This window comes from Rhizobium sp. TAL182, from assembly GCF_002117725.1.
Lineage (GTDB): Bacteria > Pseudomonadota > Alphaproteobacteria > Rhizobiales > Rhizobiaceae > Rhizobium > Rhizobium esperanzae.
In genome coordinates this window covers 65,001-91,993 of record NZ_CP021024.1, presented here as the reverse complement: position 1 = coordinate 91,993, position 26,993 = coordinate 65,001, and the positions used below count along the sequence as shown (strand labels likewise).

Genomic DNA, 26,993 nt, shown 5'->3' with positions numbered 1-26,993 from the left:
GCATCAGCCTCGTGCGAGAATCTGCGTAATTTCAGTGACAAGCTGCTTGCCGCCATCGGAAGGAGACAGCTGTCCGAAACCGACTTGTTCGGCAATGTTGCGCAGCATCAACTCACCTTCGCCGGCACCCGCCGGCGGCGGCGGCGGCAGTTTGCCGGCGAGATCGCCAAGGCCGCTGACATAGGCCAAGGCAACCTTGCCGTTGTCGTCGAGCTTCGCCGCGACGACCTCGCGCATGGCAGCCGATTCCGGAATGCCGCGCTCGACATCCAGGAGCAGCACAGCCTCGGGGTTCTTGACGAAGAAGTTGATGTAATCAACCGCCTGATCGATCGACTTCGACTGCGCCGAGACCGAGAAGAACATCGAAGGCTTGCGATAATGGCCGCCCTTCGAGTCCGGCTTGATGCGCATGTAGTTGGTGAGCGCCAGCTTGTCCTTGTTCATGGCCTGATAGGCGACGAACTGGTTGGAATGGGCAAAACCGGCGGCAGCCTTGCCGAGCGACACCGTGTTGGTTTCGATATCGTTCTTGTCGAGAGCTTGGATATCGGCAGGGACGCAGGCGCCGGCCGCACGGAACTTGGCCCACATATCGTACCATTCCGATGCGTCGTCCACACCGAAACCGATCTTGCCGTCGGCGGTATAGAGCGCCTTGCCGCGCTGGCGCAGCCAGTTTTCGAACAGCGGTTCACCGCCGCTGCCGTCGGCGAGGCCGAACATGCCCTTGCGCTTGCCCGCCTTCGTGATTTCCGCACCCATTCGGGCGAATTCATCCCAGGTGGTCGCCTGCGTCGGCAGATCGACGCCCGCCTCTTTGAAGGCCGTTGTATTCAGCACCGTTGCAGCCGAATTGGCGCCCAGGCTGACGCCATAGAGATGGCCGTCGACGCTGCCGCCTTCGATCTGCGCCTTGTCGAAATCGTCGAGATTGAGCTTGGCCGGCATATAGGATTCAAGCGGCGCGAGCGCGCCGCGCCGGGCGTATTGAACAATGTAGCGATAGTCCATCTGAATGACGTCGGGCGCGTTGCGGCCGGCGACCTGGGTCGCCAGACGCGGCCAGTAATCGCCCCAGCCAAGGAATTCGCCGGTGATCGAGGTGCCCGGGTTCTTCGTCTGATAGAGCTGCGACACCTTGTTGGTGCGGTCGGCGCGCGGCTGCGAGCCCCACCACAGGAGACGCAAGCGCGTTTCCTGTGCCAAAGCGCTGGTTCCGAGCGCCGACAGCGACAGAAGTGCTGCGCTTCCTGCAACGAAATTACGTCTGTTAACACGTAGAGTCATTTTTTCCTCCTCCAAAGGGAAGCGCCTCCACACGCTTCCAATTTAGTTTTGCTTGCGCAAATAACTAATTGGTTACAAGCTACGAGCAAAGCGGCAAGCCTGTCAAGCGGTGTCGGTCAGAGCATGATGTCGAAAGCGTCAGCGGTTTTCGGCGACATCATGCTCTCAGCATTCCGTTCCAGCGGGCCGCCCTTCCAAATTCGGTTTTTACAATTTCGCACCGAAGGCTTATGAGCGCAACACGTGAAGACAGGGGTGGAGCGATGCACGACAGCGGGGGAAACAGAGAAAAGAAACCGGCCCGGCGACCGTCAACGGAGCGGACGGCGCAACGCGATCCGGAGCGGACACGCGCCGCCATCCTCGAGGCAGCAACCCGCGAATTCGCCGAAAACGGCATGGGCGGAGCCCGTGTCGACGCCATCGCCGAACGTGCCGGCACCAACAAACGCATGCTCTACCACTATTTCGGCGACAAGGAGCAGCTCTACCTCAAGGTGCTCGAAGAGGCCTATGTCGGCATCCGCACGGCGGAACGCGCGCTGCATATCGGCGACCGCAGCCCCGAGGAAGGCATCGGCGAACTGGCGCTCTTCACCTGGCGTTATTTCCTCCAGCATCCGGAATTCCTGAGCCTGCTCGGCACCGAAAACCTGCATCGTGCCCGATGGCTGCGTCAGTCCATCCGGCTCAAGGAACTGCATTCGCATCTGATCGGCGAGCTTTCCCAAGTGCTCGAGCGGGGCAAGAAGCAGGGCGTCTTCATCGAGACCGCCGATCCCCTGCATGTCTATCTGACGATCGCCTCGCTCGGCTATTTCTATCTTTCCAACCAGTATACGCTTTCGACGATCTTCGGCCGCGACCTGATCGAGCCGGCCAATCTCAGTGCCTGGGAGAGGCATATCGTCCACGTCACCCTCGCCTCAATCAAGCGCTGAATAGTGAAAGCGGGATTTGACTATTGACAGGCTCGCCGCTCTTCTGCCATCAAGTAACCGTTTAGTTACCGGCTTGGGAGGGCCGGGCCAGGACGCCCGCTCCCGCCATAAAAGATTGCAGGGAGGAAAACATGGCACGCTTGGGGATCATCTTGCACGGCGTCACCGGCCGCATGGGTTACAACCAGCACCTGGTTCGCTCTATCCTGGCCTTCCGCGACCAGGGTGGCATCACGCTGAAATCGGGCGAAAAACTCGAGATCGACCCGATCATCGTCGGCCGCAACGGCGCGAAGATGGAAGAGCTGGCGAAGAAGCATAACATCAAGCGCTGGTCGACCGATCTCGATGCCGCTCTCGCCAATCCCGACGACATGATCTTCTTCGATGCCGGCACGACGCTGATGCGCGCCGAGCTACTGTCGAAGGCGCTCGACGCCGGCAAGCACGTCTATTGCGAAAAGCCGATTTCCGACGATCTGCAGGTGGCGATCGATCTCGCCCGCAAGGCACGGCGTTCCGGCCTCAAGCACGGCGTCGTGCAGGACAAACTGTTCCTGCCCGGCCTCCGCAAGCTGGCGCTGCTGAGGGATTCCGGCTTCTTCGGCAAGATCCTCTCGGTGCGTGGCGAATTCGGCTACTGGGTGTTCGAGGGTGATTGGGGCGTGCCCGCCCAGCGCCCCTCCTGGAACTACCGCAAGGGTGACGGCGGCGGCATCATCCTCGATATGCTCTGCCACTGGCGTTACGTGCTCGACAATCTGTTCGGCGAAGTCAAGGCCGTCTCCTGCCTTGGCGCCACGCATATTCCGCGGCGCATCGACGAGCAGGGCAAGCCTTATGATTGCGACACCGACGATGCGGCCTATGCGACCTTCGAGCTCGAAGGCGGCGCGATCGCGCAGATCAATTCCTCCTGGGCGGTGCGCGTGCGCCGCGACGATCTCGTCACCTTCCAGGTCGACGGCACCCATGGTTCGGCCGTGGCCGGCCTGACGAAATGCTGGAGCCAGCACCGCGTCAACACGCCGAAGCCGGTGTGGAACCCCGACCAGCCGCAGACAATCGACTTCTACAAGACCTGGGACGAGGTTCCCGATACGCAGGCCTTCGACAACGGCTTCAAGGCGCAGTGGGAAATGTTCATCCGCCATGTCGTCGAAGATGCGCCGTGGCCCTACGGGCTGGAAGCCGGCGCCAAGGGTGTGCAGCTTGCCGAACTCGGGCTGAAATCCTGGGCCGAACGCCGCTGGCTCGACGTCCCCGCACTGGAGTTCTGAGCCGTGACAACGATCAATCTCCCCCTCGACGGCAAGATCGTTCCCTATACGCTGACCGGTACGCCGATCGAACTGAAGAAGCGCGACGCCAAAAGCTTTCCGCGCATCGCCTTTGCCGCCGCCCATGTCGTCGCCGACCCGCTCGCCGACAACGACCCATGGCTGACGCCGGCGATCGACTGGGAGCGGACGCTCGCCTTCCGTCATCGGCTCTGGGATCTCGGCCTCGGGGTCGCCGAAGCCATGGATACGGCGCAGCGCGGCATGGGCCTCGGCTGGCCGGAGGCGCGCGACCTCATCCGCCGGGCGCTTGCCGAGGCGGCCGGCCGCAAGGACGCGCTGATCGCCTGCGGCGCCGGCACCGACCATTTGTCGCCCGGTCCCGACGTGACGGTCGATACGATCATCAAGGCCTATGAAGAGCAGATCGAAACGGTGGAGGCGGCCGGCGGCCGCATCATCCTGATGGCAAGCCGGGCGCTTGCCGTCGCGGCCAAGGGGCCGGACGACTATATCAGGGTCTATGACCGCATCCTTCGCCAGGTCAAGGAACCCGTCATCATCCACTGGCTCGGAGAAATGTTCGATCCGGCGCTCGAGGGATACTGGGGCAATGGCGACCACCTCAAGGCAATGGAAACCTGCCTTGGCGTGATCGAAGCCAATGCCTCAAAGGTCGACGGCATCAAGATCTCGCTGCTTTCCAAGGAGAAGGAAGTGACGATGCGCCGGCAACTGCCGAGATCCGTGCGCATGTATACCGGCGACGACTTCAACTATGCCGAACTGATCGCCGGCGACGAAGAGGGCCATTCCGATGCGCTGCTGGGCATTTTCGACGCCATCGCGCCGGCGGCTTCGGCAGCACTCGACGCGCTCGGCCGCAAGAGCAATCACGAATTCTTCGACCTGCTGGAGCCGACCGTGCCGCTGTCGCGCCACATCTTCAAGGCTCCGACCCGCTTCTACAAGACGGGCGTCGTCTTCCTCGCCTATCTCAACGGGTTGCAGGACCATTTCACCATGGTCGGCGGCCAGCAGAGCACCCGCTCGCTGACGCATCTGGCCGAACTCTTCCGGCTGGCCGACAAGGCGCGGGTTTTGGCCGATCCGGAACTCGCAACCGCGCGCATGAAACAGCTGCTTGCCGTCCACGGCGTCAACTGAAACACGACACCGCACGGGAGAAGAATGACATGAAGGTCGAAGGACTCTCGATCAACCTGGCGACGATCCGCGAGCAGTGCGGCTTCGCGGAAGCCGTCGATATCTGCCTGAAGCACGGCATTACCTCGATCGCGCCCTGGCGCGACCAGGTCGCCAAGGCCGGTCTCGACGAGGCGGTGCGGATCGTCAAGTCGAACGGCATCAAGCTGACCGGCCTTTGCCGCGGCGGTTTCTTTCCGGCGGCAACCGAGGCCGACTGGCAGAAAAACCTCGACGACAACAGACGCGCGATCGACGAGGCGGCCGCCTTTTCCGCCGACTGCCTCGTGCTCGTCGTCGGCGGCCTGCCGGGCGCTTCGAAGGATATCGTCGCCGCCCGTCAGATGGTCTTCGATGGCATTGCCGCGGTGCTGCCGCATGCGCAGGCATCAGGCGTGAAACTTGCGATCGAGCCGCTGCATCCGATGTATGCGGCCGACCGGGCCTGCGTGAACACGCTCGGCCAGGCGCTCGACATGTGCGAGCCGCTCGGCGAGGATGTCGGCGTCGCGATCGACGTCTACCATGTCTGGTGGGATCCCGATCTTGCCAACCAGATTGCTCGCGCCGGACGCATGAACCGTATCTTCGCCCATCACATCTGCGACTGGCTGGCGCCGACGAAGGATATGCTGCTCGACCGCGGCATGATGGGCGATGGCGTCATCGACCTCAAGGGCATAAGACGGATGATCGAAGCCGCCGGGTTCTTCGGCGCGCAGGAAGTGGAGATCTTTTCGGCCGAAAACTGGTGGAAGCGTCCGGCCGATGAGGTGATCGCCACTTGCGTCGAGCGCTTCCGGAACTGCTGCCAGATCTGATTTCAAATCCAATTGTTTCATCACGTATGAAAGAGGAGTCATTCGATGGAGAAACGCCGTTTTGCCCTGATCGGCACCGGTAACCGCGGCACCACCATGTGGGGCAAGGACCTGCTTGCCGGCTGGCGCGAACATGTCGATCTCACAGCCATCGTCGAAAAGAACTCGCTTCGCGGCGAGCGCGCCCGCAACATGATCGGCAGCAATGCGCCGCTCTATGACAACATCGATTCCATGCTTGCCGAGCAGAGGCCGGATCTCGCCATCGTCTGCACGCCTGACCATACACATGACGATATCATCGTGCGGGCACTGGAATCCGGCATCGACGTCATCACCGAGAAGCCGATGACCACCTCGATCGAGAAAATTCGCCGGATTCTCGATGCCGAAAAGCGCACCGGCCGCCGGGTCGACGTCTCCTTCAACTACCGCTATGCGCCGACGGCCGCCAAGATCAAGGAACTGCTGAATGCCGGCGAGATCGGCCGGGTGACCTCGGTCGATTTTCACTGGTATCTCAACACCAAGCACGGCGCCGACTATTTCCGCCGCTGGCATGCCTATACGGAAAATTCCGGCAGCCTGTTCGTCCACAAGGCCACCCACCATTTCGATCTGCTGAACTGGTATCTCGACAGCGATCCGGAGTCTGTCACCTCTTTTGCCGACCTGCAGAACTACGGCCGCAAGGGCCCGTTTCGCGGGCCTCGCTGCAAGCTCTGTCCGCACGCGCATGAATGCGACTATTATCTCGATATCGAAAAGGATCCGTTCCTCGATTCACTTTACGAGGATCCTTCTGAGATCGACGGCTATTTCCGGGACGGCTGCGTCTTCCGCGAAGATATCGACATCCCCGACACGATGGTCGTGTCGATCCGCTACCGCAACAACGTCCACGTCTCCTATTCGCTGAACACCTTCCAGCCGATCGAGGGCCATCACCTGGCCTTCAACGGAACGAAAGGCCGCATCGAAATCCGCCAGTATGAGGCGCAGCCCTGGGAAGAGCCGAAGCAGGATACGATCCTGCTCATTCGCAATTTCCCGAATGGGAAGGAGGCGGTGGAGCGCATCGTCGTTCCGCATTTCACGGGCGGCCATTACGGCGGCGACGACCGGATGCGCAATATGATCTTCAAGCCTGACATGGAAGACAGGCTCGGCCAGCGCGCCGGCACACGGGCGGGCGCCATGTCCGTGCTCTGCGGCATTGCCGCGCTGACGAGCTCGCGCACCGGCAAGGTGGTCGACATCGCCGAGCTGATGCCCGAGCTTGCCAATGACGGCTCGCCCAATTCGTTGAGCACGCCGCGCTGACGCGTATCCCTGGACGGGATGCGTCAGGCGATATTTTCGAGATCCTGCCGGCGGATCTGGTAGAGCAACGGCCGGTCGGTCGTAAAACGCTCGACCTCATCCGCCGCCATCGCGCCCAGACGCGCCCGTTCCAGGCCGATGGCGCCGGCGATGTGCGGTGTCAGGAAAACATTCGGCAGATCGTAGAAGAGCGAATCCGCCTCCGGAATTTCCGGATCGGTGACGTCGATGACCGCATCGATGCGGCCGGTCTTCAGCTCCGAAAGCAACGCGGCCTCATCGATGAGGATGCCGCGCGCGGTGTTGATCAGGGTTGCCCCGTCCTTCATCAGCGACAGTCTTCGCGCATCGATCATATGCTGCGTCGACGGCAGTGACGGCGCGTGCAGGGAAACGATATCCGCGCGCCGCATCAAATCGTCGAGATCGACCTTTTCAGCTCCGAGGCCGGCTGCTTCGGCGGCATCGAGCATGGGATCGAACAGCAGCAGCCTGTAGTCGAAGGGTTTCAGGAGTTCAATTACCCGTCGGCCGATGCGCGAGGCGCCGACGATGCCGAGGGTTCGTCCACAATTGCCGATCGCTTCCCGCTGCATCGGATAGGTCCGATCACGGTTGCGGTCGCCGACGTAGAGGTCGCGGAAGCGGAAGGCACGTTTGCCGGCGAAAATAATCGCGGCAAGCGTGAACTCGGCAACGGGCACGGCATTGGCCTCGGCCGCGTGGCTGACCGCTATGCCGGCTTCGAAGATGGCGTCATCGATGATACCCTTCACCGTGCCCGCCGCATGGACGATGAGGCGAAGTCGCGGCGCGGCAGCCGGAATCTCAGGCCCGACATAGGGCGCACCCCAGCCGGTAATCAGGATCTCCGCTTCTGAAAGCAGGCGCCTTGCCCGCGCGTCGTCGAAGCGCTGCAGCGGCTCGGGATCGAGAAGGCGGCCGATGGAATCGAGCCGGCGCAGGATCTCATCGGGCAGGACATGTTCCGTGCGCGACGGCTCCATGGCAAGGACGATGGCCGGACGGCTCATGGCATCTGACCCGGCGCTTCGATGGCGCTGACGGTCACGCCCTTTTCCCGCACCAGGGCCTCCAGCGCCGCAATATCAGGCGCTTTCGGCGGCCGTGTCCAGGCTGACGAAACAGCGGCGGGATCGGCGAGCGCCAGCACCGCCGTCACCAGAATGGTCTCGCCGGCCGGAATCTGCCCGCGCAGTTGCGGCACGATGGTCTTGGCGACGATCACATTGGTGTTCGGCTGGGCCTTTTGGGCAAGTCCGACACGTTTGATCGAAGAGCCGAGGTCGAGAATGCCGGTGAAATCGGCTTCGCCGATCGCATAGGCCGCCCCCTCCGAGGCCGACAGCCGATCCTGCTCGAAGTCGCGGCGGCCGATGGCAAAGCCGCCTTCGGCAATCCGCAGCGGCCGGCCCGACCTGATCCGGTGGAGGCGGATATGCCAGGGGGCGGCGGGCACGAGCCAGGTTTCGACTTCGGCATCGGGGAAGGGCGACCATTTCGAATGAAGCACATCACCCGCGAGCCGGGCCTCCTCATTCGTTTCACGCACGCGGTAGTGCAGGCCGTCATCGCTGAAGGCCAGCATGGAATCGAAGGCGGCAAGCGCAAAGCCGCGTTCGTCGGACTCGACGCTGAAGCCGTACCGCGTGGAATAGGCGAATTTTGCGTATTTCTCGGTGCCGAAACGCATCTGCAGGTTTTCCTGGCCGGAAGAAAGAGCCACGACATCGCGGCCCGCCTGCATGAGAACCACGCCGGGATGGCGCTGGGGAACGACCTCAGGCGCCTGCTCCGGCGCCTTCTCGCAGGCGCTCCAGAAGGGATGGTTCTCCGCGATCGCCAGCGGCAGGAAGGCCTTCAAGGCCCAATAAGGCGAGCCGGCGGAATTGTAGCTCTCCGACATCAGCAGGTTCGGGTAGCCGAAACCAATCGAGAGAACGCCGTCGCGGTCGGCAATCGGCTTGTCCCTCCACCAGCGCAGATGCTGCAAGCAGAGATGCTTGACCTCGCCCCAAGGCAAAGCCTCGACATCGGCAAAGGCGAGCGCCGACCAGAAGCCGGCGCAGGCAAAGCGATAGGTCAGGCTGCGGCCGAAGGGGATCGTCGCGCCGTCGGCGGCAAACCAGTGGCGGAAATCCCGGGCGAAGAGGATGGCGCGCTCGCGATAGCGTTTCGCATAATCGTCATCGACGAGCTTCGAATAGATCAGCCCATAGAAATGCATGGCAAAGGGAATGTAGTGGTCGATACGACGCACGTTTCCGTCGCGATACCAGCCGTCACCGATATAGAAGCCTTCGAGCTCCTGCAGATATTGCCGCGTCAGGCTGCGGTCGAAATCGACGCCGAGACGATCGAGGGCGATATCGACGAAGATGCGGAAAAATTTCCAGTTGTTATCGGCATAGTCGAACTCTCTGGCATGTTTGAGATAGGCGACGACATTGCTGCGGGCGCGCGCATCAAGCGGCTCCCAGATCTTTTCCGGCACCAGCGCCAGGGCAAAGCCAAGGGCAGCAAGCTCGACCATCCGCTGATCCCGGCCATTGACTGTTCCCCAATATTCGGGATGGGCGGGGTCGGTGCCGTTTGCGAGACCTTCGGCAAATCGATGCCAATGGGCGAAGTCGCCACCCCCGGCGCCAAAAGGCGCCAATCCCCAGAGCGGGCGGGCGAAACCCTCGAGATCGGCGGCCGCCCGATCGAAATGGGCGGCTGCGCCATTGAGCCTGACTCGAGCATTGCCCTGCGAAAAACAGGGAAGCAGCGGATCGAAGAGAGCGAGCAGAGCGCGGCTCATATCGGCGCGGGTTTCCAGCGGATTGCCGGCAAGCGGATTGGCGCTGGCAGGATCATAGGTCATCGGCACCTCTTACGGGTTCTCGGCATTGGCAACGGTCCCCCCCGGAACGGGAACGACCGCCTGGCAGATGTGGCGCGCAGCCGCTGTTCGGTTGCGGAACCGGGTCAGCATCAGCGACACGGCCTCGCGCCCGAGAGCGGCACGGTCGACGCGCATGGTGGAAAGCCGCGGATTGGTCATCAATGCGCAGGGCAGATCATCAAAACCGATAATCGCGAAATCCTCGGGCACCCGCAGGCCGGCCTCGGTGACCGCCTCCAAAACGCCGACGGCAATGAAATCATTCATGCAGAACGCCGCGGTGAAGCCGGCATTCTCGGTAAGGACTGCCGCGGTGCGTTCGTGGGCCTCGCGGCTTGCGCTGCCCTGGAGCGCCAGCGAAACGAATCGTCCTTCGGCGCCGGGGACGGCGGCGATCGCCGCCTCGAAGCCACGAATGCGCTCACGAATCGTATGGCGGTGAGAGCCGCTCAGATGCAGGATACGGCGATGGCCGGCCCGGGTCAGCCGGCTGGCCGCCTCATAGGCACCGAAGAAATTAGCCGGCGAAACACCGTCAAACTGCATCCTGGGATCGGTGCCGTTGACAAGCACGGTCGGTGTCGTGGTGGCCTGCAGCCAGTCGCGCAAGCTTTCGATGGGGTCGATGCCGACGAGAAAAAGACCCGCAGCCCCCGCGGCCTGCATATAGTCGCGCACGGCATCCGGCGTGATCCGATCCTCGCGGACCAGCCGAATTTCGAAAGGCATGCCCGCTTCGGCGGCTCCGGTGCGCAAGCCGTCGACGATCGCTTCATAGAAGACGCTGAGCCCGCCGGTGACGCCATCGCTAGCAATCAGCGCCAGCCCGCCGGCAACGGCTTCGGCAGCAGGCTTGACGGGATAACCGTGTTCGGCGGCCACCTTCAATATCTGCCGCCGGACGGTCTCGCTGATCCCCGGTTCGTTGGCGAGCACGCGCGACACCGTCGAGACGGAGACGCCCGCTAATGTGGCTATGTCGGCCTGTCGCAGCCGTCTGGCTTTTTCATCGCTCATAGGCAAACTTTATGCAAATCACGCAAATTTGCAATACCAACGTTATTTCTTGCAATAAATTCTTTTTTGCGTAACCTGTCTCGCGAAAATCCGACAACGCCATGGAGGATGGCAGCGGACAAATTGGGACAAGGGAGGATATCATGCAGGTCAATCGCCGTTCATTTCTGATGGGTTCAGCCGGTGCAGCCGCCGGCCTTGCCTTTGGCGCCGGAAGCGCCATCCCGGCCTTTGCCGAAGACACGCAGCTGCGAGCCATGTGGTGGGGGTCGAACGACCGCGCCAAGCGGACGCTCGATGTCGCCAAACTCTACCAGTCGAAAACACCCGGTGTCACGATCGTCGGTGAATCGCTTTCAGGCGACGGCTACTGGACGAAGCTCGCCACGCAGATGGCCGGCCGCTCGATCGCTGACGTCTTTCAGCTCGAGCCGGGAACGATCTCCGATTATTCCAAGCGCGGCGCCTGCATGCCGCTCGACGAATTCGTCCCCTCGACCTTGAAGGTCCAGTCCTTCGGCGGCGACGTTCTGAAACTGACCACCATCGACGGGAAACTCTATGGTGTCGGCCTCGGCCTCAACTCTTTCTCAATGTTCTTCGACACGGTGGAATTCGAAAAGGCAGGCATTCCGGTGCCAACACCCGACCTGACATGGGATGAATATGCCAAACTCGCGGTGGAACTCTCCAAGTCCTCGGGCAAGGCGGGCGGCCCCTACGCGGCACGCTACGCTTATGTGTTCGACGCCTGGCTGCGCCAGCGGGGCAAAAGCCTCTTTGCCAAGGAAACGGTGGGGCTCGGTTTCACGGCCGACGATGCCACGGAGTGGTTCGACTATTGGGAGAAGCTGCGCAAGGCGGGAGGCACGGTTGCTGCCGACGTCCAGACGCTCGATCAAAACACCATTGACACCAACGCCCTCGGTCTCGGCAAATCGGTGATCGGCATGGCCTATTCCAACCAGATGATCGGTTATCAGCTGATCATCAAGAACAAAATCGGCATCACCATGCTGCCGCGGGAAAAGAAGGGCGGGCCGTCCGGCCACTACTACCGCCCTGCGCTGATCTGGAGCGTCGGCGCCACGACGAAGAACGGCGAAGCGGCCGCGAAATTCATCGACTTCTTCGTCAACGACATCGAAGCCGGCAAGATTCTCGGCGTCGAGCGTGGCGTGCCGATGTCACCGGCCGTGCGTGAGGCCATTCTGCCGCAGCTGAACCCAACGGAGCAGGAGACGGTCAAATACGTCAACATGCTCAAGGATCAGGTCGGCGAATATCCGCCGCCGGTGCCGATGGGTGCAACTCAATTCGACCAGCGCGTGCTGCGCCCGATCTGCGACGAACTCGCCTTCGAACGGACCTCGCCCGCCGATGCGGCGACCCGGCTCGTCGAAGAGGGTAAGGCAACGCTCAAGGGATGATCGCTTGCCTTATATGAGAGGAGAGGGCCGCAAAACCCCGGCGGGCCTCTCCCTCGTTAAGCAACATCAGTTGTCCGCCAAGCTCTCGACCACGCGCCAGTCAGGCCGGCCGAGATTGAACGGCCAGGCATGCACGTCCCGGTCATTGAAATAGACCACTTCCCGAAGGTTCGGGAAGGCGCTCTGTTTCAAGGTCGCGGTTTCGATCCAGGGCCTCATATAGGAGTCGCCGCCTTCGTAGCCGAGCTCTGCGACCCAGATGGGCTTTCCATAGCCGGCGACGAGATCATAGCCCTGCCTCAGCGCTTCCGAGAAGGTCCGGTGCTTGTTGTAAGCAAGTTCATCATAGCGCTCCAGCCCGAAGACCGACAATCCGACCAGATCGACATAGTTGTCGCCGGGATAGTAGTCCTGCAGGCCTGGCAGGCCCTTCGGTGACCACATGATCTCGGTGCCGGGCGCCTCCTCGCGGAGGATGTCCATCATGCGTTTGTAGGCGGCGATATAGTCTTGCGGGTTCCAGCCGGCCCACGAAAACCGCCCGGATTTGTCTTCCATCTCCTGTCCCCAGCGGACGATCACGGGGCTTTTCAGCTGGGATATCATCTGCGCGATCGCCCGCATGTTGACATCGTAGTCGCCGCGCAGAACCTTTGCGCGAAGCTCGCCCGAGGTCAGCCGCCAATCGACATCCCAGGACCAGGGCTCCACCGTGATCAGCAGGTTGCGGCCCCTGGCCAGTGCATAGGCATCCGCAACGCGCAGCGTCTCCAGGTCAACGTCTTCCCACGGCAGGAACAGGGCTTCGGTCGAGACATTGGCCTGGGTGCCGAAATCCCCATGCGGGTCGTAGGCGCCGAACTTGATGCCGTCGGCATGGACGACCGGGCGTTTGTCGATGATCGTTCGCGCGCTCGCCGCCGGATTCGGCGCGATGCCCGCATATTGCACCTCGCTTCGGCCCGGCAGTCCCGCGACGCACAACAGCAGCAACGCGATCGCGGCGGCCGAGAGGTGATTTTTCGTCAGCTCCTTCATGGCTCAGCCTCCTTTTCGGGCTATTTCCTGATTCAGCAGGAGCTGCTTCAGTTCATACGCCTTGGCGCTGACGGTATCCGTAGAGACGAGCTTGCCGAATTCGTCATCCTGGCGCACCGAAGAATGGCGGAAGACGTACCAGTTGCCGTCCGGCTGACGGCGCTGGTAGATCGTATTGCCGATCTTGCGGTGACCGAAACAGGTGCTGGCACGGGCTGCTCCCTCGGCATTCGTCCAGGTCGCGCGCATGCAGAGCTGGCCGAGATCGTCCACCACCCATTTGCCTTCGGCGAAGGACTGCTTGCCCTTGTCGTTGGTCCAGGCCACGAACCGCCGGCCTTCATTGAAGAAACGGCCGCCGCCGGTGCCCCAGGTCCAGGTCTTGTCACCGTAGATGCGATAGAGTTCATAGGCGCTGAGCGGCGTCGGCGGCGTCTTAGTGGCCTCGGCAGCGTGCGCCATCACAGGCAGGCACAGGCTGAGAGCCAGGGCTATGCCATACAGTCTCGATCCGATGCTCATTATATGCTCCTCCTCGACACGTGCCGGTTGGCCGGTTCAAACACCCTGTTGGTCCCGTCCCGCGCTTCCGAATCCATTCCATCTGAGGCGAAACTTCACGGTCCTGGTCTTGCCGCCGAGGCCGGCCCCGGCGACGGCAAATTGCGATTGGCTGAAACTGATGAGCGTCTGGCCATGGGAAAGGGCTTCGAGGCCGCGCAGACCGTGGTTGCCCGCCTGCAAGCCGCCGGTGACACAGATCGCCAAACCGGTGGCCGTCGCGAGCCAGAGGCCGCGCGATTGCGGCAGCAGCGGCAGGCCGTTCTCGATCGCATGGCGAATGACGATCAGCACCGTCAGTGACAGATAGAGCACGAGGTTCATCGCAGCGAAAAGGTAAAAGCCCTGAGCGGCAGCGGCCTCGCCGGCGAGCGCCATGGCCGCGGCGCAAAGCCCCGCGAGAGCAAGATAGGGCGCAACCACGCGCAGCGGCAAAGACTGCTGCTGCTGCTTTCCCTTCGGGGTGATGCGAAAGTCGACGAAAGAACCGGAGATATGGTCGCGAATGGCCGCCAGGCTGCCGGCCAGCGACCATGGCCAGCGCAGAAAGGTGAAGGCCAGCCCTTCCCATCCAAACAGTTTCGCATCGTGCGGCCGGAAGGTTCCCGTGGCCCGCCAGAAGAAAGCAAAGAGCGTCAGCACGATCGACATCGGCGCGAAATGCAGCAGAAAATCCGGATAGGTCACGTTGACGAAGACCTCGCCCGTCAGCAAGGCGGCAACCGGCAGCAGGAACATCACTGCCATGACCGCGGAAAAGAGCGGATACCACAGCTGCGAAAAGACGAACTGGAATTTCAGCCGCCAGGGGAGATGGATGACGTGGCGGCGGGAATATTGCAGCAGGATGGTGACGAGGCTGCGCGACCACTGGAATTCCTGCACGGCGAGATCGACGAAATTCGCCGGGCCGTCGCCATGAGCGATCGCATCGACCGCGTGGACGCCGCGCCAGCCGCCGGCGTTCATCATCAGCGTCGTCGAATGATCTTCGGCAAGCTCGGGGCCAAGGCCACCGATCTGGCGAAGGGCTGATGTGCGGACCGCATAGTGGGAGCCGATGCAAAGGGGCGCCCAGCCATTGTTGTAACCGGTCTGCAGCGAACCGTGCAGACTTGCCTCCGCATAGAGCCTGCCGCGCGCGACCCAACTCGCCGCGGCATTCGCATCACAGATGCTGGGAGCGGAAACATAGCCGACGCCAGGATCCGCGAAGGGGCGCAGGACTTCACGGAGATAGGTCGGTGTCGGCACATGATCGGCATCGAACTGGGCGACAAAATCGTAACGCGCATAGCCGAAATGGTCGTAGAAATAGGCGAGATTGCCTTCCTTGCACCGCGTCCGGCGCGGCCAGGTCGTGCGGTGATACTCCGCCACGCCCTTTCGCGTCGAGATCAGCACGCCGTGCTCGGCGCACCAGCGTCTGGTTTCCGCGGAAGGATCCTCATCGGCCAGCCAGACATCGAACTCGACACCGGTCTGATCGAGCATCGCCTGAAGCGTGGCGCGGACGACGGCAAAGGGTTCGGACGGCGCCTTGGTGACGACCATTGCCACGCGTCCTTCCGGCAGCAGGACGCGCGAACCGATCGTTCTGGCATCGAGGAAGATCAGGATGAAATAGGCGGGGACAAGCGTTATCCAGGCAAGCACGACGGTGACGAGCACGAAGGCTGGCCAGGAAATGATGTGGGCGGACTGACACCACCAGCTCCAGAAATAGCCGAGCGCCGCCAGCCAGCAGAGGATGCCGACAGCATAGGCGACACGCTTCCGACCCGTGAAAACCGGGTTGAATGCATCGGCGGCATTCGCCGTCCTGATCCGGTGATCGATCTCCGAAACCAGGCTCATGCCGTCATCTCCAGCCCGAAGGTGGGTCCGGCAGTGCGGATGATCGTGTCGATATCCGAAAGAGCCGGCACGAAGCCGAGCTCTGCCTTGGCCCGTGCCGTATTGGCAAACAGGATCGGCGGATCGCCGGGGCGGCGGGCGCGATAACGGACGGGGACTTCGCGGCCGCTGGCGCGATAGACCGCGTCGAGGATCTCGCGCACTGACGTGCCGCGGCCGGAACCGAGATTGACGCTCAGCGAGGCGCCGTCTGCGATCAGGTGGTTGACGGCGGCCAAATGTGCCTGCGCGAGATCGCTGACATGGATATAATCGCGAATGCAGGTTCCGTCCTCGGTCGAATAGTCGGTGCCGAAGATATCGAGCCGCTCCAGCCTGCCGGCGGCGGCGAGGAGGGCGCGAGGAATGAGATGTGTCTCGGGCTCGTGACGCTCGGCAAGCTCGCCATCCGGATCGGCGCCGGCCGCGTTGAAATAACGCAGGGCAGCGAAGCGGATGCCATAGGCAGCGGCAAAATCCTCGAGCGCCATCTCGAAGATCAGCTTGGTACGTCCATAGGGATTGACCGGCTGCTGCGGGCTTTCCTCCCGTATCGGCAACGAGGCGGGGACGCCATAGGTGGCGCAACTGCTGGAAAAGACGATCCGATCGATTTCCTGGTCGAGGCAGGCTTCGAGCAGCGTGAGACTGCCGACGACATTGTTGCGGTAATATTTCCTCGGCATATCGACGGATTCGCCGACATAGGCATTGGCGCCGCAATGGATGACGCAATCGGGCGAAAATTCGGCCATCGTCCGACGGAGCGCGATCGCATCGCCGAGTTCCCCGCGAACGAGCGGTCCCCAGCGGACGCTGTCGGCATGTCCGGTCGAGAGGTTGTCGTAGGTAACCGGGATCATCCCGGCGCGCGACAGCGTTTTGCAGATATGACTGCCTATGAAACCGGCGCCGCCGGTGACGAGAATATAGCGGGGCATCTCATACAGCCTCCGCCTGCTCCGTCCCGGCAAGCAGGCCGTCGAAATATTCAACGGTGCGCGCAAGGCCGGCTTCGAGCTCGATATGAGGCTGCCATGCCAGTTCCGTCATCGCCCGTGAGATATCCGGCCGCCGCTGGCGGGGATCGTCGACGACAGCCGGCAGGTGAACGATGCGGGAGCGCGAATTGGTGAGGTCCCGGATGATCTCCGCCAGGCGTCGAACGGTAAACTCGCCCGGGTTACCGAGATTGATCGGACCGTGGCATGCGCTGCCGGCTGCCGAGAAACGCAGGAAACCTTCGACGAGATCGTCGACATAGCAGAAAGAGCGGGTCTGCTGGCCGTCGCCGTAGATCGTCAGGTCGGCGTTGCGCAGGGCCTGCACGATGAAGTTGGAGACCACGCGGCCATCATCCAGGCGCATGCGAGGTCCGTAGGTATTGAAGATGCGGCCGACCTTGATGTCGACGCCGTAGGTCCGGTGATAGTCGAAGAACAGGGTTTCGGCGCTGCGTTTTCCCTCGTCGTAACAGGCTCGCGGCCCGATGGAGTTGACATTGCCGCAATAGGATTCGCGCTGCGGGCTCTGGGTCGGATCGCCATAGACTTCCGACGTCGACGACTGAACGACGATCGCGTCGGTCTTGCGCGCACAGTCCAAGGTGTTGACGGCGCCGAGTACGTTGGTGAGCAAGGTGCCCACCGGATCCCGCTGATAATCGGGCGGAGAAGCAGGAGAGGCGAAGTTGAAGATCAGCGACGCTTCGATATCGAAGGGCTGACGGACATCGTGCTCGATGATGCGAAAGCTGGGATTCGACGCGAGATGCTCGACATTTGCACGGCGGCCGGTGGAAAAGTTGTCGAGGCATACGACGCTGTGGCCGCGCAGCAGAAGCCTTTCGCAGAGATGCGAGCCAAGAAAGCCGGCTCCGCCATTTACAAGAGCGGTGCCCAGATTCTTGAGCACCGCTATGTTGTTTATTTCAGAATAGCCTTCGCCGGGAATGAAACTACGCATTACAAACTCCTCCCCACGTTTTAGTCTTTTGTATTATTAAGGCGCCTTACACCTCCACTACCCGGATGGATATTCATGCAACTGAGTACCCATACAGGAATAATTTCGAGGTTATTCTTCAGATAACTCATTTACTATTGAAATGATAAGACGATTGTTATCGAGGTCAACTTTAAAAATATAAAATATCCCAAATAGTTACGCAGTTGTTCTTTAGAGTAACAAATGATTAATCATTTTACCTATTTTTTCACGCAAAACGGGAATCACGCCGTTGCTCAAACTTTGCTCAATAAAGATCGGATAGAAGAGGGAGAGGCCGACCGCGCAGGGCTGCGCGACCGGCCTTGCATCCGGAAGCGTCATATGCGAGGGTTTGGGCATGTTCAAAAATCGCGCCGCAGCCCAGCCGAAAGACTGGAGTCCATTTCATTTGGCGATGCTTGCCGGGGGAGCGACGCTTCTTGCGATCGGAGCAACGGCTTGTGCGGTCGTTGACAACGACACGGCCGCCATCGCGAAAAAGAATGTTGTCGTCGTCGAGACGACACCCGCGTCGAAGGCTTACACCTACCCGGAAAATCGAACCGCTCGGCCTGCTGCGGCACGAGCCCGCATCGTCGCCTATCACGGGTCCGCGCCCTATATCTGCTCTCCAAGCGGCTTCGGACAGAAGTCGCGCTGCTTTGCGCGTCCCTCGATCTGAAGCAAAAGCGCCGCTGCATATTTCTTAAATCGGAATCGATTCAAGGTTAGAACCATGCGCTCGTTGCACGCCTGAAAAGGGGCGCGGCGCTGCCGATCAGTTGCGCCAACGGCTGGACATGTCGTCATCGCCGACCGGATGATCATTGAAGAAGCGGGACGCTGCTTCCGTGCGGTTTCGGACGTTCATCTTCTTATAGATGTTGCGGACGTGAACCTTCACCGTATTTTCGGAAAGGTGCAGCTTGTCGGCTATAATCTTGTTCTGCGTCCCCTTGCAGATGAGATCCAGGATCTGAACCTCCCGGGTCGTCAAGGCGGAGATGCTGTCGCGTCTCAGCTTGAGCGCATTGTTGCGGGCGGCATCAACCGATTTCGTCTGATAAAGTGAGGCCTCCAACTGGGCCCCCTTATTGGTGAGGCGGTTGAGAAGCGCCGAGGGAAAATGCTCCCCGCCCTTCATCAGCAGATCCACCGCCGCCATGAAAACATCAAGTCGAAGATTAAGCGGCAGGACGCCGTCGATGATCCTTGCCTCCACCAAGCGGCTGACATAGGGCTCCATCATGTCTATGGCCTCGACGACAAGTCCGATCGAGGTTTCCGGATGATTTTCTCTGACCGCCTGCAGCGCGTCTTGCAGCTCAGGCGCAGGTATATGGTAAAATAAAACGAGCTTTATATCGCTAGTATCCTTTTCCAGCATCGGATTTGCGCTTGTTATGCTTGGCACATCGCAGTTTGGAAATTTCTTTGCCAGCGCCTCCACCATGCATTCTGAAAACAGATCAGCCTTGGCTACTACAAGGATAGTATCTCCGGATGGGCTAGACTTCTTGGCCTGGTCCGCATTCTCCATTCCTGAGCCTGTCATGAACATATACGCCTCCCCTAGCGGTACACTTTACTCAAACATGAAGCGATGGCAGGTATAAGATAGTATGAAATGCCGGTCCTATTGTGTCATCGCCTTTTTCTTTAGACATTTCTTAATTATGTTAATACGGATTGAGAAGGAAGGAAATGGCCCAAAGTGATTAGTTTTAGGGAGCGAGAAACAATAAGATACTACGTATCGGTTGTATTTTTACTGATACTTATACTTCAAGGTTATATTTGTTCCCACTATAGATAATTCAGTAAATGTAATATTTCAGTACAAATTGTAATATTTTTGTCATCTTCTCCCGAAGATTATGAGGCAGGCGAAACGCTCGCAGGTTGTTCAACCCGGCGCGGTTGGCGGAAGTCTCGCATTCCAGCTGCTCGCGCCCGGTCGTAATCCCTGCAGGGCCAGCACTGCTCTCGAACGTCTCCGATCGTTCGCCGAGGCCGCGCATCGCAAGGCTGATATCAGCGCCAGCAAGGCGAAAAAAAGGCAGCCGCGTCTGCGCTGACGCGCTTCCGCGGCCGTTAAATGCACGCGACCGGGCGCATCATCACCATGCTCTTTGATTTTGAGCTGCAATCGCTGCTAAAAGAGGCGTGAGCCTATTTTGCACTCCTCAGTGAGAAGTCATGCAGATCGATGCGGACAGGGTGGAACGGGAACAGCTTCTGGCCATACTCGATTTCTGGCATAAAATCGAGTTTTTCATACCTTATGATCTCTCCAATCGTCTCGTCCTCGGCGAAGGACGGACCGTTTTCTGGCTGCATGCAGAGACGCTCTTGCAGGACAGCGCTGCACTCAGCCGTCCCGTCATACCCGAGGAGAAGCAGATCACCGGCTTCACCTTGTTCCTCGGCGTTTTCAGCAAATCCGAGATCGCCGACATCCGCAGGCACTTCGACAGCGCTGCGATCGACTTTACCGAGTATGAGGATGCCGAACGCAGCGATCTCGATGGCGATACCTGCTTTGCCAGCCTGCAGCTTACTCCGCTCGGACAGCCGATGTTCGAAACATTTTCCGTCTCGACGCTTCCATGGGCCCTCGGACGGGCACGGAAATCTGGTCTCTCCTCGCTCAGCCATGAGGCATTTGCAGACGGCAAGCGGCAGCTGTCGGAATTGCTTCAAAACTTCCAGGCGCAGCGACAGCTGGGATCTTCATCCTTCGAGGCCGCCACCGATCAGCCGATCGATGCCGGCGAAATCCTGGCGCTGCATGAATTGCTCTGCGATTGGGCGGGTTTTGCCTCACGCCAGGAAAAGCCCATCGCCGCCGTCGAAATACGCTACCGCGACAGGGCGGAAAGACCCGAGCTCATTTCGTTGCCGCCTCAACAGGAGGATCATGCAGCCAATGCCGACGAGGAAGACGAAGGTGCCAGCCTTGATGAGGACATCGGCATTCTGAACAGCTTCTTTATCGAGGATATCGAACGGGCGATGATCTGCGTCAGGCAGGGCAATGTCCCGGAGCCGCTCCGGCGGTACCTCAACCCGCCGGCAGATGAAAATCGGGTCGACCTTTATTCGGAAGAAGGACGCCGGGCGATCATTCGGGCGCTGCATCCCGCCAATCTCAACCGTGGACGCTGGCTGAGCGAGCCTCATCTTGCAATGAGCCTCATGCAACAGTTCGCGATCAATTCGGCGATCGGCGGCCTGTCGGAAACGGGTTTGTTCTCGGTCAACGGCCCGCCGGGCACCGGAAAGACCACGCTGCTGCGTGACATGTTCGCGGAGAATATCGTTCGGCGCGCCCGGGTGCTCTCCTCCCTGACGACGGCGCGCGACGCCTTTGACGGCTCGCCACGTCGTGTCGGTTTTACGGATTGGAGCACCGCCTCAATATCGGCGCTGATCCCAGCCCTTGCCGGGTTCGAAATGGTCGTCGCCTCCTCTAACAATGCCGCCGTGGAGAATATTTCGCGCGACCTTCCCAAGCGGAACTCGATCGCGAGGACGTCTTCCTTTCAATATCTGCAGACGGTCGCACACAAGATCGCCTGCCAGAAAGACAATGGATCGGTCGTCAAGCTCTCCGACAGCGACCGCCCATGGGGATTGATCGCCTGTGCCCTCGGCAATTCCAGGAACCGCCGAGCCTTCAAGGAACGTTTCGCCTTCATGGAGATCGCCGAAAGACCGAAGCCCGGCTGGTCGGGCGCCGCAAAGCCGCAGAGCATCTGGGAATGGTTGAAGAGCTATGAGGGGCCAAGCTTTGCCGAAGCGGCATCGGCTTTTCATGCCGCCGACGAGATGGTTCGCGAAAAGATCGGCCAATATGCGCGCTATGCCGATCTCCGCGATGAAATAGCGCCCGTTTCGGAGGATGCATTCTGCCGCCAAGCGCTCGAGAGGGTGGCTGCCGCCGCGGACGAAGTCTTGCATGCGCAGAACCGATGCGACATGCTGGCGACCGAAATGCGCCACATCGCCGACGGTTTGTCTTACCTGAAGGAGGAGGAACAGCTGCTCGACCGCGGCGCCCCTGCGCGATGGAAGAGAGTGCTCTCGACCAACCCGGCCCGGCAGCATCGGCAAGACGTCATCGTCAATGCGCGAAAGCAGCTGGAACTGAGCAAGGCGTTGGCCGAATGCGAAGATCGGCTCGCGAAAACCGATAAACCCGCGCTGGAACGGGCTTTGCGAGAGCATGACCGGGCCGAACGAGCACTGCGGTCACGACGGAAAATCTGGTCTGCGAAAAAGGAGGAACTCGAGCGGCTGGGGGAAATTCTCGATCACCCCGCCGCACCGGAGCGTCCCGCCGATCTCGATAAGGACCGGGTGCAGATCGACGGTCTTTGGCATCAGGACGAACTGGCGGCTCTGCGTTCGGCATTGCTGGAAGCAGCGCTGACACTGCATGAAGCTTGGTTGGCCGATGTCGGCAGGAAGGGCGGAGGTTTTGGCGGAAACATCGTTGCCATCACCAAGCTCCTTTCCAACAACAATCCCGTCGATGACAAGCACATTGCATCGATCTGGCAGAGCCTTTTCATGATCGTTCCGATCGTGTCGACGACGTTCGCGTCTTTTGCCAAGCAGTTCCGCGGGCTCGGGCCCGGCTCGATCGGCTGGGTCTTCATCGATGAAGCCGGCCAGGCCGTGCCGCAAGCGGCGGTCGGGACCTTGTTGCGTGCACGTCGCGTCATGGTGATCGGCGATCCCTTGCAGATCGAACCGGTTTTCACGCTTCCGAGCGCGCTGATTTCAGGCGCTTCGGCTCTTTCACCCCACACGGCGGCAGGCCAATATTCGCCGAACAGGGCGTCGGTGCAGATGCTGGCCGATGCCGCCAATCGCTACGGAACCACACTTCAGGGCGAGGAGGCAGATGGGCTCTGGATCGGCAGCCCACTCAGAGTGCATCGACGCTGCATCGATCCGATGTTCAGCCTTGCCAATCAGATCGCCTATCAGAACAAGATGATCTTCGGGCTGCACGAGCGCCGACCGGCCGGCGACGCATCGCCCTTTTATGGCGACAGCGCCTGGATCGACGTCAAGGGCAAAGTATCGGGCAAACAGGCCGTCGCCGAGCAGACCGACTTCATCGTCGATCTCCTCGCCGCGACCTATCGCCGGGATGGTGCATTGCCGGACATCTATCTCATCTCTCCGTTCAAGGAGATCAAGACCAGTTTGAGACGGGCTCTTTCTCAGGCGGTCTGGATCGATCAAGACGGATATGCGCACGGATCTCCAGCGAAACTGCAGAAATGGCTTCAGGAACGGGTAGGCACAGTCCATACCTTCCAAGGCAAGGAAGAAGATATCGTTTTCATGGTCCTCGGCGCCGATGCCGAACATCGCGGAGCAGCTGGCTGGGCCGCATCCAAGCCAAACCTGTTGAACGTGGCGCTGACGCGCGCCAAGCGCCGTTTCTACATCGTCGGCGACCGCACGCTCTGGCAAACGCTTCCCTATTTCAGAGAGGCAGCAAATGCATTGCGGACGATCCAACCCGCGGAATTCCTGGCCCGCAATGAGCTGAACGTGAGAGATCGGACTCCGGCGCCGTTCTCTGAACGTATGTTTTGAGGTCCCGGAAAAACAAAAAGCCCGCTTTTGGCGGGCTTTTGGGACTTTTGGTTGCGGGGGCAGGATTTGAACCTGCGGCCTTCAGGTTATGAGCCTGACGAGCTACCGGGCTGCTCCACCCCGCGGAAGTATTATAACACGAAAGGCCGCTTTTGAGCGGCCCTTTGTTCGGCTTTGGGCCGTTGGATTGTGATTGAGAAGATAGTCTTTGTTGACGCATGCAGCTTACCGAAGCCTGACGGCTCCGGGCGCATGCGTTGAGTTGCGATTTGCAGACCTGGCAGCGACCTACTCTCCCGCGTCTTAAGACGAAGTACCATGGGCGCAGGGGCGTTTCACGGCCGTGTTCGGAAAGGGAACGGGTGCAGCCACCCCGCCATAACCACCAGGTCGGCAAAGCGCAACTTTGTTTGAGAAGCTGGCAGGCGTTAGCCTGTTTTGTTTTGAACACGTCTTTGATCTTTCCGGCTGCGGGTGCTTGTGGCACCGATACAGGCCAGAGGCCGTCGCGCTTTGTGGCGCGGGCCGTCCGCAGCGCCCTTGGCGCGTCAGGACAAGGTCAGGCATCATCAGCCTTTGGCTGATGAGCATGAACAATGAGAACGATCAAGCCGATCGAGCTATTAGTACCGGTAAGCTTCATGCGTTGCCGCACTTCCACACCCGGCCTATCAACGTGGTCGTCTTCCACGGCTCTGATAGGGAACACTCGTTTTCAGGTGGGTTTCCCGCTTAGATGCCTTCAGCGGTTATCCCGTCCATATATAGCTACCCTGCTATGCCCTTGGCAGGACAACAGGTCCACCAGAGATATGTCCATCCCGGTCCTCTCGTACTAGGGACAGATCCTGTCAATATTCCTACACCCACGGCAGATAGGGACCGAACTGTCTCACGACGTTCTGAACCCAGCTCACGTACCGCTTTAATTGGCGAACAGCCAAACCCTTGGGACCTGCTCCAGCCCCAGGATGCGATGAGCCGACATCGAGGTGCCAAACAACCCCGTCGATATGGACTCTTGGGGGTCATCAGCCTGTTATCCCCGGCGTACCTTTTATCCGTTGAGCGATGGCCCTTCCACGCGGGACCACCGGATCACTATGACCGACTTTCGTCTCTGCTCGACTTGTCAGTCTCGCAGTCAGGCGGGCTTATGCCATTGCACTCGACGACCGATTTCCGACCGGTCTGAGCCCACCATCGCGCGCCTCCGTTACTCTTTCGGAGGCGACCGCCCCAGTCAAACTACCCACCATACACTGTCCCGGACCCGGATGACGGGCCGCGGTTAGACATCCATGACGATAAGGGTGGTATTTCAAGGATGGCTCCACGGAAACTGGCGTCCCCGCTTCAAAGCCTACCACCTATCCTACACATGCCGACACGAATGCCAGTGTAAAGCTATAGTAAAGGTGCACGGGGTCTTTCCGTCTGACCGCAGGAACCCCGCATCTTCACGGGGAATTCAATTTCACTGAGTCTATGTTGGAGACAGCGGGGAAGTCGTTACGCCATTCGTGCAGGTCGGAACTTACCCGACAAGGAATTTCGCTACCTTAGGACCGTTATAGTTACGGCCGCCGTTTACTGGGGCTTCGATTCAAAGCTTGCACCTCTCCTCTTAACCTTCCAGCACCGGGCAGGCGTCAGACCCTATACGTCGTCTTGCGACTTCGCAGAGCCCTGTGTTTTTGATAAACAGTCGCTACCCCCTGGTCTGTGCCACCCCACAAGAGTTGCCTCATATGGGGTCACGCTTCTTCCGAAGTTACGCGTGCAATTTGCCGAGTTCCTTCAACATAGTTCTCTCAAGCGCCTTGGTATACTCTACCTGACCACCTGTGTCGGTTTCGGGTACGGTCTATACGGTGGAGCTATTTCCTGGAACCGCTCCGCTGCCCTGATAATCCAATAAACCAGAACAACTTGTGCAATCCGTCACTACCACCAGGCCCACGAATATTAACGTGGTTCCCATCGACTACGCGTGTCCGCCTCGTCTTAGGGGCCGGCTAACCCTGCTCAGATTAACTTTAAGCAGGAACCCTTGGTCTTTCGGCGAGAGGGTCTCTCACCCTCTTTATCGTTACTCATGTCAACATTCGCACTTCCGATACCTCCAGCAGCCCTCACGGGTCTGCCTTCATCAGCTTACGGAACGCTCCGCTACCACGTGTATTGCTACACATCCTCAGCTTCGGTGCATGGCTTCAGCCCCGTTACATTTTCGGCGCAAAGACCCTTATTTAGACCAGTGAGCTGTTACGCTTTCTTTAAATGATGGCTGCTTCTAAGCCAACATCCTGGTTGTTTTGGGATCCTCACATCCTTTCCCACTTAGCCATGACTTGGGGACCTTAGCTGGAGGTTAGGGTTGTTGCCCTTTTCACGACGGACGTTAGCACCCGCCGTGTGTCTGCCGAGTAGTACTCCCCGGTATTCGGAGTTTGGTTAGGATCAGTAAGACGGTGAGTCCCCATAGCCCATCCAGTGCTCTACCCCCGGGGGTATTCGCTCGACGCTCTACCTAAATAGATTTCGCGGAGAACCAGCTATTTCCGAGTTTGATTGGCCTTTCACCCCTAGCCACAAGTCATCCCAATCTATTGCAACAGATGCGGGTTCGGTCCTCCAGTTGGTGTTACCCAACCTTCAACCTGCTCATGGCTAGATCACTCGGTTTCGGGTCTAATGCAACAAACTATATCGCCCTATTCAGACTCGCTTTCGCTACGCCTACACCTACCGGCTTAAGCTTGCTTGTTACACTAAGTCGTTGACCCATTATACAAAAGGTACGCCGTCACCCTTGCGGGCTCCGACTGTTTGTAGGCATCCGGTTTCAGGTTCTATTTCACTCCCCTTGTCGGGGTGCTTTTCACCTTTCCCTCACGGTACTTGTTCGCTATCGGTCATGCACGAGTACTTAGGCTTGGAGAGTGGTCTCCCCATGTTCAGACAGGATTTCTCGTGTCCCGCCCTACTCTAGGACAATCATGATATCTACGCGTACGGGGCTGTCACCCACTACGGCCGCACTTTCCAGAGCGTTCCACTTTAATCACAATTGCCACTGGCCTGGTCCGCGTTCGCTCGCCACTACTTGCGGAGTCTCGGTTGATGTCCTTTCCTGCAGGTACTTAGATGTTTCAGTTCCCTGCGTTCGCTTCTTACACCCTATGTATTCAGGTGCAGATACCTTATCACAATGCTTGGAAAGATAAGACGATCAGCAGATCGTCTTAAATTTTCCAAGCATTTAAGGTGGGTTGCCCCATTCGGAGATCCATGGATCAAAGCTCATTCGCAGCTCCCCACGGCTTTTCGCAGCGTATCACGTCCTTCATCGCCTGTGCATGCCAAGGCATCCACCAAATGCCCTTACGACACTTAATCGTTCTCATTGCCAATGCTCATCACTTAGCCGACATCCCGAAGGGATGCGGCGGCCAGGGTTACCTTTTACAACCCAGACCATCTTTGATGCCATCGACGTGTTCGACCTGATCACTTTATCGGAGCTACGCCGAGCAGCTCGCTTGTGTCAGGTCTTAAGACCAGCTTCTCGAGATATGATCCGATACCGCGCGGTCAGGCAACGGTAATCCGATCGTTCATCAGACGAGGCCCGAAAGCCACGAACAACAAACGATCCAGAGCGACAAGCT

At 59.8% G+C, this 26,993-nt stretch carries 19 protein-coding genes, 1 tRNA gene and 2 rRNA genes; 8 read left to right on the top strand and 14 right to left on the bottom strand.

Translation table 11 applies throughout. The features are described 5' to 3' along the window. Window positions 1-3: 3 nt before the first annotated feature. Entirely contained in the window at window positions 4-1,290 is a 1,287-nt protein-coding gene (locus tag Tal182_RS00430) for an ABC transporter substrate-binding protein (protein ID WP_085857718.1), read from the bottom strand. Between the two features lie 263 nt (window positions 1,291-1,553). Between Tal182_RS00430 and Tal182_RS00425 the strand changes: the two genes are divergently transcribed. From Tal182_RS00425 to Tal182_RS00405, 5 genes are all read left to right on the top strand, one after another. Beyond that, window positions 1,554-2,231, top strand: coding sequence for a TetR/AcrR family transcriptional regulator (locus Tal182_RS00425; protein ID WP_064800189.1), 678 nt, complete (start codon window positions 1,554-1,556; stop codon window positions 2,229-2,231). A 131-nt stretch (window positions 2,232-2,362) separates the two neighbouring features. Next, window positions 2,363-3,511 carry a Gfo/Idh/MocA family oxidoreductase gene (locus Tal182_RS00420; protein ID WP_085857717.1) on the top strand — a complete coding sequence of 383 codons (1,149 nt, stop codon included), beginning with the start codon at window positions 2,363-2,365 and terminating at the stop codon, window positions 3,509-3,511. A gap of 3 nt (window positions 3,512-3,514) precedes the next feature. Continuing rightward, window positions 3,515-4,678, top strand: a complete 1,164-nt coding sequence (locus tag Tal182_RS00415) for a dihydrodipicolinate synthase family protein (protein ID WP_085857716.1) — start codon at window positions 3,515-3,517, stop codon at window positions 4,676-4,678. 29 nt (window positions 4,679-4,707) lie between these two features. Beyond that, the gene (locus tag Tal182_RS00410) at window positions 4,708-5,538 is read left to right on the top strand and encodes a sugar phosphate isomerase/epimerase family protein (RefSeq protein WP_064809188.1); all 831 of its coding nucleotides are present in this window, start codon (window positions 4,708-4,710) and stop codon (window positions 5,536-5,538) included. A 45-nt stretch (window positions 5,539-5,583) separates the two neighbouring features. Continuing rightward, window positions 5,584-6,861, top strand: coding sequence for a Gfo/Idh/MocA family oxidoreductase (locus tag Tal182_RS00405; RefSeq protein WP_085857715.1), 1,278 nt, complete (start codon window positions 5,584-5,586; stop codon window positions 6,859-6,861). Between the two features lie 23 nt (window positions 6,862-6,884). Here the strand turns inward: Tal182_RS00405 and Tal182_RS00400 are convergent, their stop codons facing one another. From Tal182_RS00400 to Tal182_RS00390, 3 genes are read right to left on the bottom strand one after another with little or no spacing between them, the layout of a single operon-like run. Next, the gene (locus tag Tal182_RS00400) at window positions 6,885-7,895 is read right to left on the bottom strand and encodes a hydroxyacid dehydrogenase (protein ID WP_085857714.1); all 1,011 of its coding nucleotides are present in this window, start codon (window positions 7,893-7,895) and stop codon (window positions 6,885-6,887) included. Continuing rightward, a complete protein-coding gene (locus Tal182_RS00395) occupies window positions 7,892-9,748 on the bottom strand; it encodes a DUF2264 domain-containing protein (protein WP_085857713.1) in 1,857 nt (618 codons plus the stop codon). Before Tal182_RS00395 ends, Tal182_RS00400 begins: the two co-directional genes overlap by 4 nt. Before the next feature lie 9 nt (window positions 9,749-9,757). Beyond that, a complete protein-coding gene (locus Tal182_RS00390; RefSeq protein WP_085857712.1) occupies window positions 9,758-10,786 on the bottom strand; it encodes a LacI family DNA-binding transcriptional regulator in 1,029 nt (342 codons plus the stop codon). A 143-nt stretch (window positions 10,787-10,929) separates the two neighbouring features. Here Tal182_RS00390 and Tal182_RS00385 point away from each other — a divergent pair, with 143 nt between their 5' ends. Beyond that, window positions 10,930-12,216, top strand: a complete 1,287-nt coding sequence (locus tag Tal182_RS00385) for an ABC transporter substrate-binding protein (RefSeq protein WP_085857711.1) — start codon at window positions 10,930-10,932, stop codon at window positions 12,214-12,216. Between the two features lie 66 nt (window positions 12,217-12,282). Here Tal182_RS00385 and Tal182_RS00380 read toward each other — a convergent pair whose 3' ends face one another. From Tal182_RS00380 to Tal182_RS32060, 6 genes are all read right to left on the bottom strand, one after another. Continuing rightward, a complete protein-coding gene (locus Tal182_RS00380; RefSeq protein ID WP_085857710.1) occupies window positions 12,283-13,254 on the bottom strand; it encodes a glycosyl hydrolase in 972 nt (323 codons plus the stop codon). Between the two features lie 3 nt (window positions 13,255-13,257). After that, window positions 13,258-13,776: a DUF995 domain-containing protein gene (locus Tal182_RS00375; protein WP_085857709.1), complete on the bottom strand. Its 519-nt coding sequence runs from the start codon at window positions 13,774-13,776 to the stop codon at window positions 13,258-13,260. 36 nt (window positions 13,777-13,812) lie between these two features. Beyond that, window positions 13,813-15,672: a glycosyltransferase family 2 protein gene (locus Tal182_RS00370; protein ID WP_085857708.1), complete on the bottom strand. Its 1,860-nt coding sequence runs from the start codon at window positions 15,670-15,672 to the stop codon at window positions 13,813-13,815. Continuing rightward, on the bottom strand, window positions 15,669-16,652 hold the full coding sequence (gene galE / locus Tal182_RS00365; RefSeq protein ID WP_064800177.1) for a UDP-glucose 4-epimerase GalE: 984 nt from the start codon (window positions 16,650-16,652) through the stop codon (window positions 15,669-15,671). Before galE ends, Tal182_RS00370 begins: the two co-directional genes overlap by 4 nt. A 1-nt stretch (window position 16,653) precedes the next feature. Further along, a complete protein-coding gene (locus Tal182_RS00360) occupies window positions 16,654-17,676 on the bottom strand; it encodes a UDP-glucuronic acid decarboxylase family protein (protein ID WP_085857707.1) in 1,023 nt (340 codons plus the stop codon). A gap of 213 nt (window positions 17,677-17,889) precedes the next feature. Then, window positions 17,890-18,060 carry a hypothetical protein gene (locus tag Tal182_RS32060; RefSeq protein ID WP_164517749.1) on the bottom strand — a complete coding sequence of 57 codons (171 nt, stop codon included), beginning with the start codon at window positions 18,058-18,060 and terminating at the stop codon, window positions 17,890-17,892. On the opposite strand from Tal182_RS32060, the gene Tal182_RS00355 reads away from it, so the two are divergent. Next, window positions 18,059-18,382, top strand: coding sequence for a hypothetical protein (locus tag Tal182_RS00355; RefSeq protein WP_085857706.1), 324 nt, complete (start codon window positions 18,059-18,061; stop codon window positions 18,380-18,382). The two genes, Tal182_RS32060 and Tal182_RS00355, sit on opposite strands and share 2 nt — an antisense overlap. 96 nt (window positions 18,383-18,478) lie before the next feature. On the opposite strand, the gene Tal182_RS00350 is transcribed toward Tal182_RS00355, so the two are convergent. Then, window positions 18,479-19,261 carry a response regulator transcription factor gene (locus Tal182_RS00350; RefSeq protein WP_085857705.1) on the bottom strand — a complete coding sequence of 261 codons (783 nt, stop codon included), beginning with the start codon at window positions 19,259-19,261 and terminating at the stop codon, window positions 18,479-18,481. A 638-nt stretch (window positions 19,262-19,899) separates the two neighbouring features. Between Tal182_RS00350 and Tal182_RS00340 the strand changes: the two genes are divergently transcribed. Beyond that, on the top strand, window positions 19,900-23,319 hold the full coding sequence (locus Tal182_RS00340; protein WP_085857704.1) for a DEAD/DEAH box helicase: 3,420 nt from the start codon (window positions 19,900-19,902) through the stop codon (window positions 23,317-23,319). 48 nt (window positions 23,320-23,367) lie between these two features. On the opposite strand, the gene Tal182_RS00335 is transcribed toward Tal182_RS00340, so the two are convergent. The 3 genes from Tal182_RS00335 to Tal182_RS00325 form a co-directional block, all read right to left on the bottom strand. After that, window positions 23,368-23,444 (bottom strand) — tRNA-Met (locus Tal182_RS00335). 150 nt (window positions 23,445-23,594) lie between these two features. Continuing rightward, window positions 23,595-23,709, bottom strand: a 5S ribosomal RNA gene (gene rrf / locus Tal182_RS00330). 212 nt (window positions 23,710-23,921) lie between these two features. Continuing rightward, window positions 23,922-26,721, bottom strand: a 23S ribosomal RNA gene (locus tag Tal182_RS00325). Between the last annotated feature and the right edge of the window lie 272 nt (window positions 26,722-26,993).

Bases quoted from the DNA above. Each gene is read 5' to 3' on its own strand.
- Tal182_RS00430 (WP_085857718.1), bottom strand. From the start codon at position 1,290: ATGACTCTACGTGTTAACAGACGTAATTTCGTTGCAGGAAGCGCAGCA.
- Tal182_RS00425 (WP_064800189.1), top strand. From the start codon at position 1,554: ATGCACGACAGCGGGGGAAACAGAGAAAAGAAACCGGCCCGGCGACCG.
- Tal182_RS00420 (WP_085857717.1), top strand. From the start codon at position 2,363: ATGGCACGCTTGGGGATCATCTTGCACGGCGTCACCGGCCGCATGGGT.
- Tal182_RS00410 (WP_064809188.1), top strand. From the start codon at position 4,708: ATGAAGGTCGAAGGACTCTCGATCAACCTGGCGACGATCCGCGAGCAG.
- Tal182_RS00405 (WP_085857715.1), top strand. From the start codon at position 5,584: ATGGAGAAACGCCGTTTTGCCCTGATCGGCACCGGTAACCGCGGCACC.
- Tal182_RS00400 (WP_085857714.1), bottom strand. From the start codon at position 7,895: ATGAGCCGTCCGGCCATCGTCCTTGCCATGGAGCCGTCGCGCACGGAA.
- Tal182_RS00395 (WP_085857713.1), bottom strand. From the start codon at position 9,748: ATGACCTATGATCCTGCCAGCGCCAATCCGCTTGCCGGCAATCCGCTG.
- Tal182_RS00390 (WP_085857712.1), bottom strand. From the start codon at position 10,786: ATGAGCGATGAAAAAGCCAGACGGCTGCGACAGGCCGACATAGCCACA.
- Tal182_RS00385 (WP_085857711.1), top strand. From the start codon at position 10,930: ATGCAGGTCAATCGCCGTTCATTTCTGATGGGTTCAGCCGGTGCAGCC.
- Tal182_RS00380 (WP_085857710.1), bottom strand. From the start codon at position 13,254: ATGAAGGAGCTGACGAAAAATCACCTCTCGGCCGCCGCGATCGCGTTG.
- Tal182_RS00375 (WP_085857709.1), bottom strand. From the start codon at position 13,776: ATGAGCATCGGATCGAGACTGTATGGCATAGCCCTGGCTCTCAGCCTG.
- Tal182_RS00370 (WP_085857708.1), bottom strand. From the start codon at position 15,672: ATGAGCCTGGTTTCGGAGATCGATCACCGGATCAGGACGGCGAATGCC.
- galE (WP_064800177.1), bottom strand. From the start codon at position 16,652: ATGCCCCGCTATATTCTCGTCACCGGCGGCGCCGGTTTCATAGGCAGT.
- Tal182_RS00360 (WP_085857707.1), bottom strand. From the start codon at position 17,676: ATGCGTAGTTTCATTCCCGGCGAAGGCTATTCTGAAATAAACAACATA.
- Tal182_RS00355 (WP_085857706.1), top strand. From the start codon at position 18,059: ATGTTCAAAAATCGCGCCGCAGCCCAGCCGAAAGACTGGAGTCCATTT.
- Tal182_RS32060 (WP_164517749.1), bottom strand. From the start codon at position 18,060: ATGCCCAAACCCTCGCATATGACGCTTCCGGATGCAAGGCCGGTCGCG.
- Tal182_RS00350 (WP_085857705.1), bottom strand. From the start codon at position 19,261: ATGTTCATGACAGGCTCAGGAATGGAGAATGCGGACCAGGCCAAGAAG.
- Tal182_RS00340 (WP_085857704.1), top strand. From the start codon at position 19,900: ATGCAGATCGATGCGGACAGGGTGGAACGGGAACAGCTTCTGGCCATA.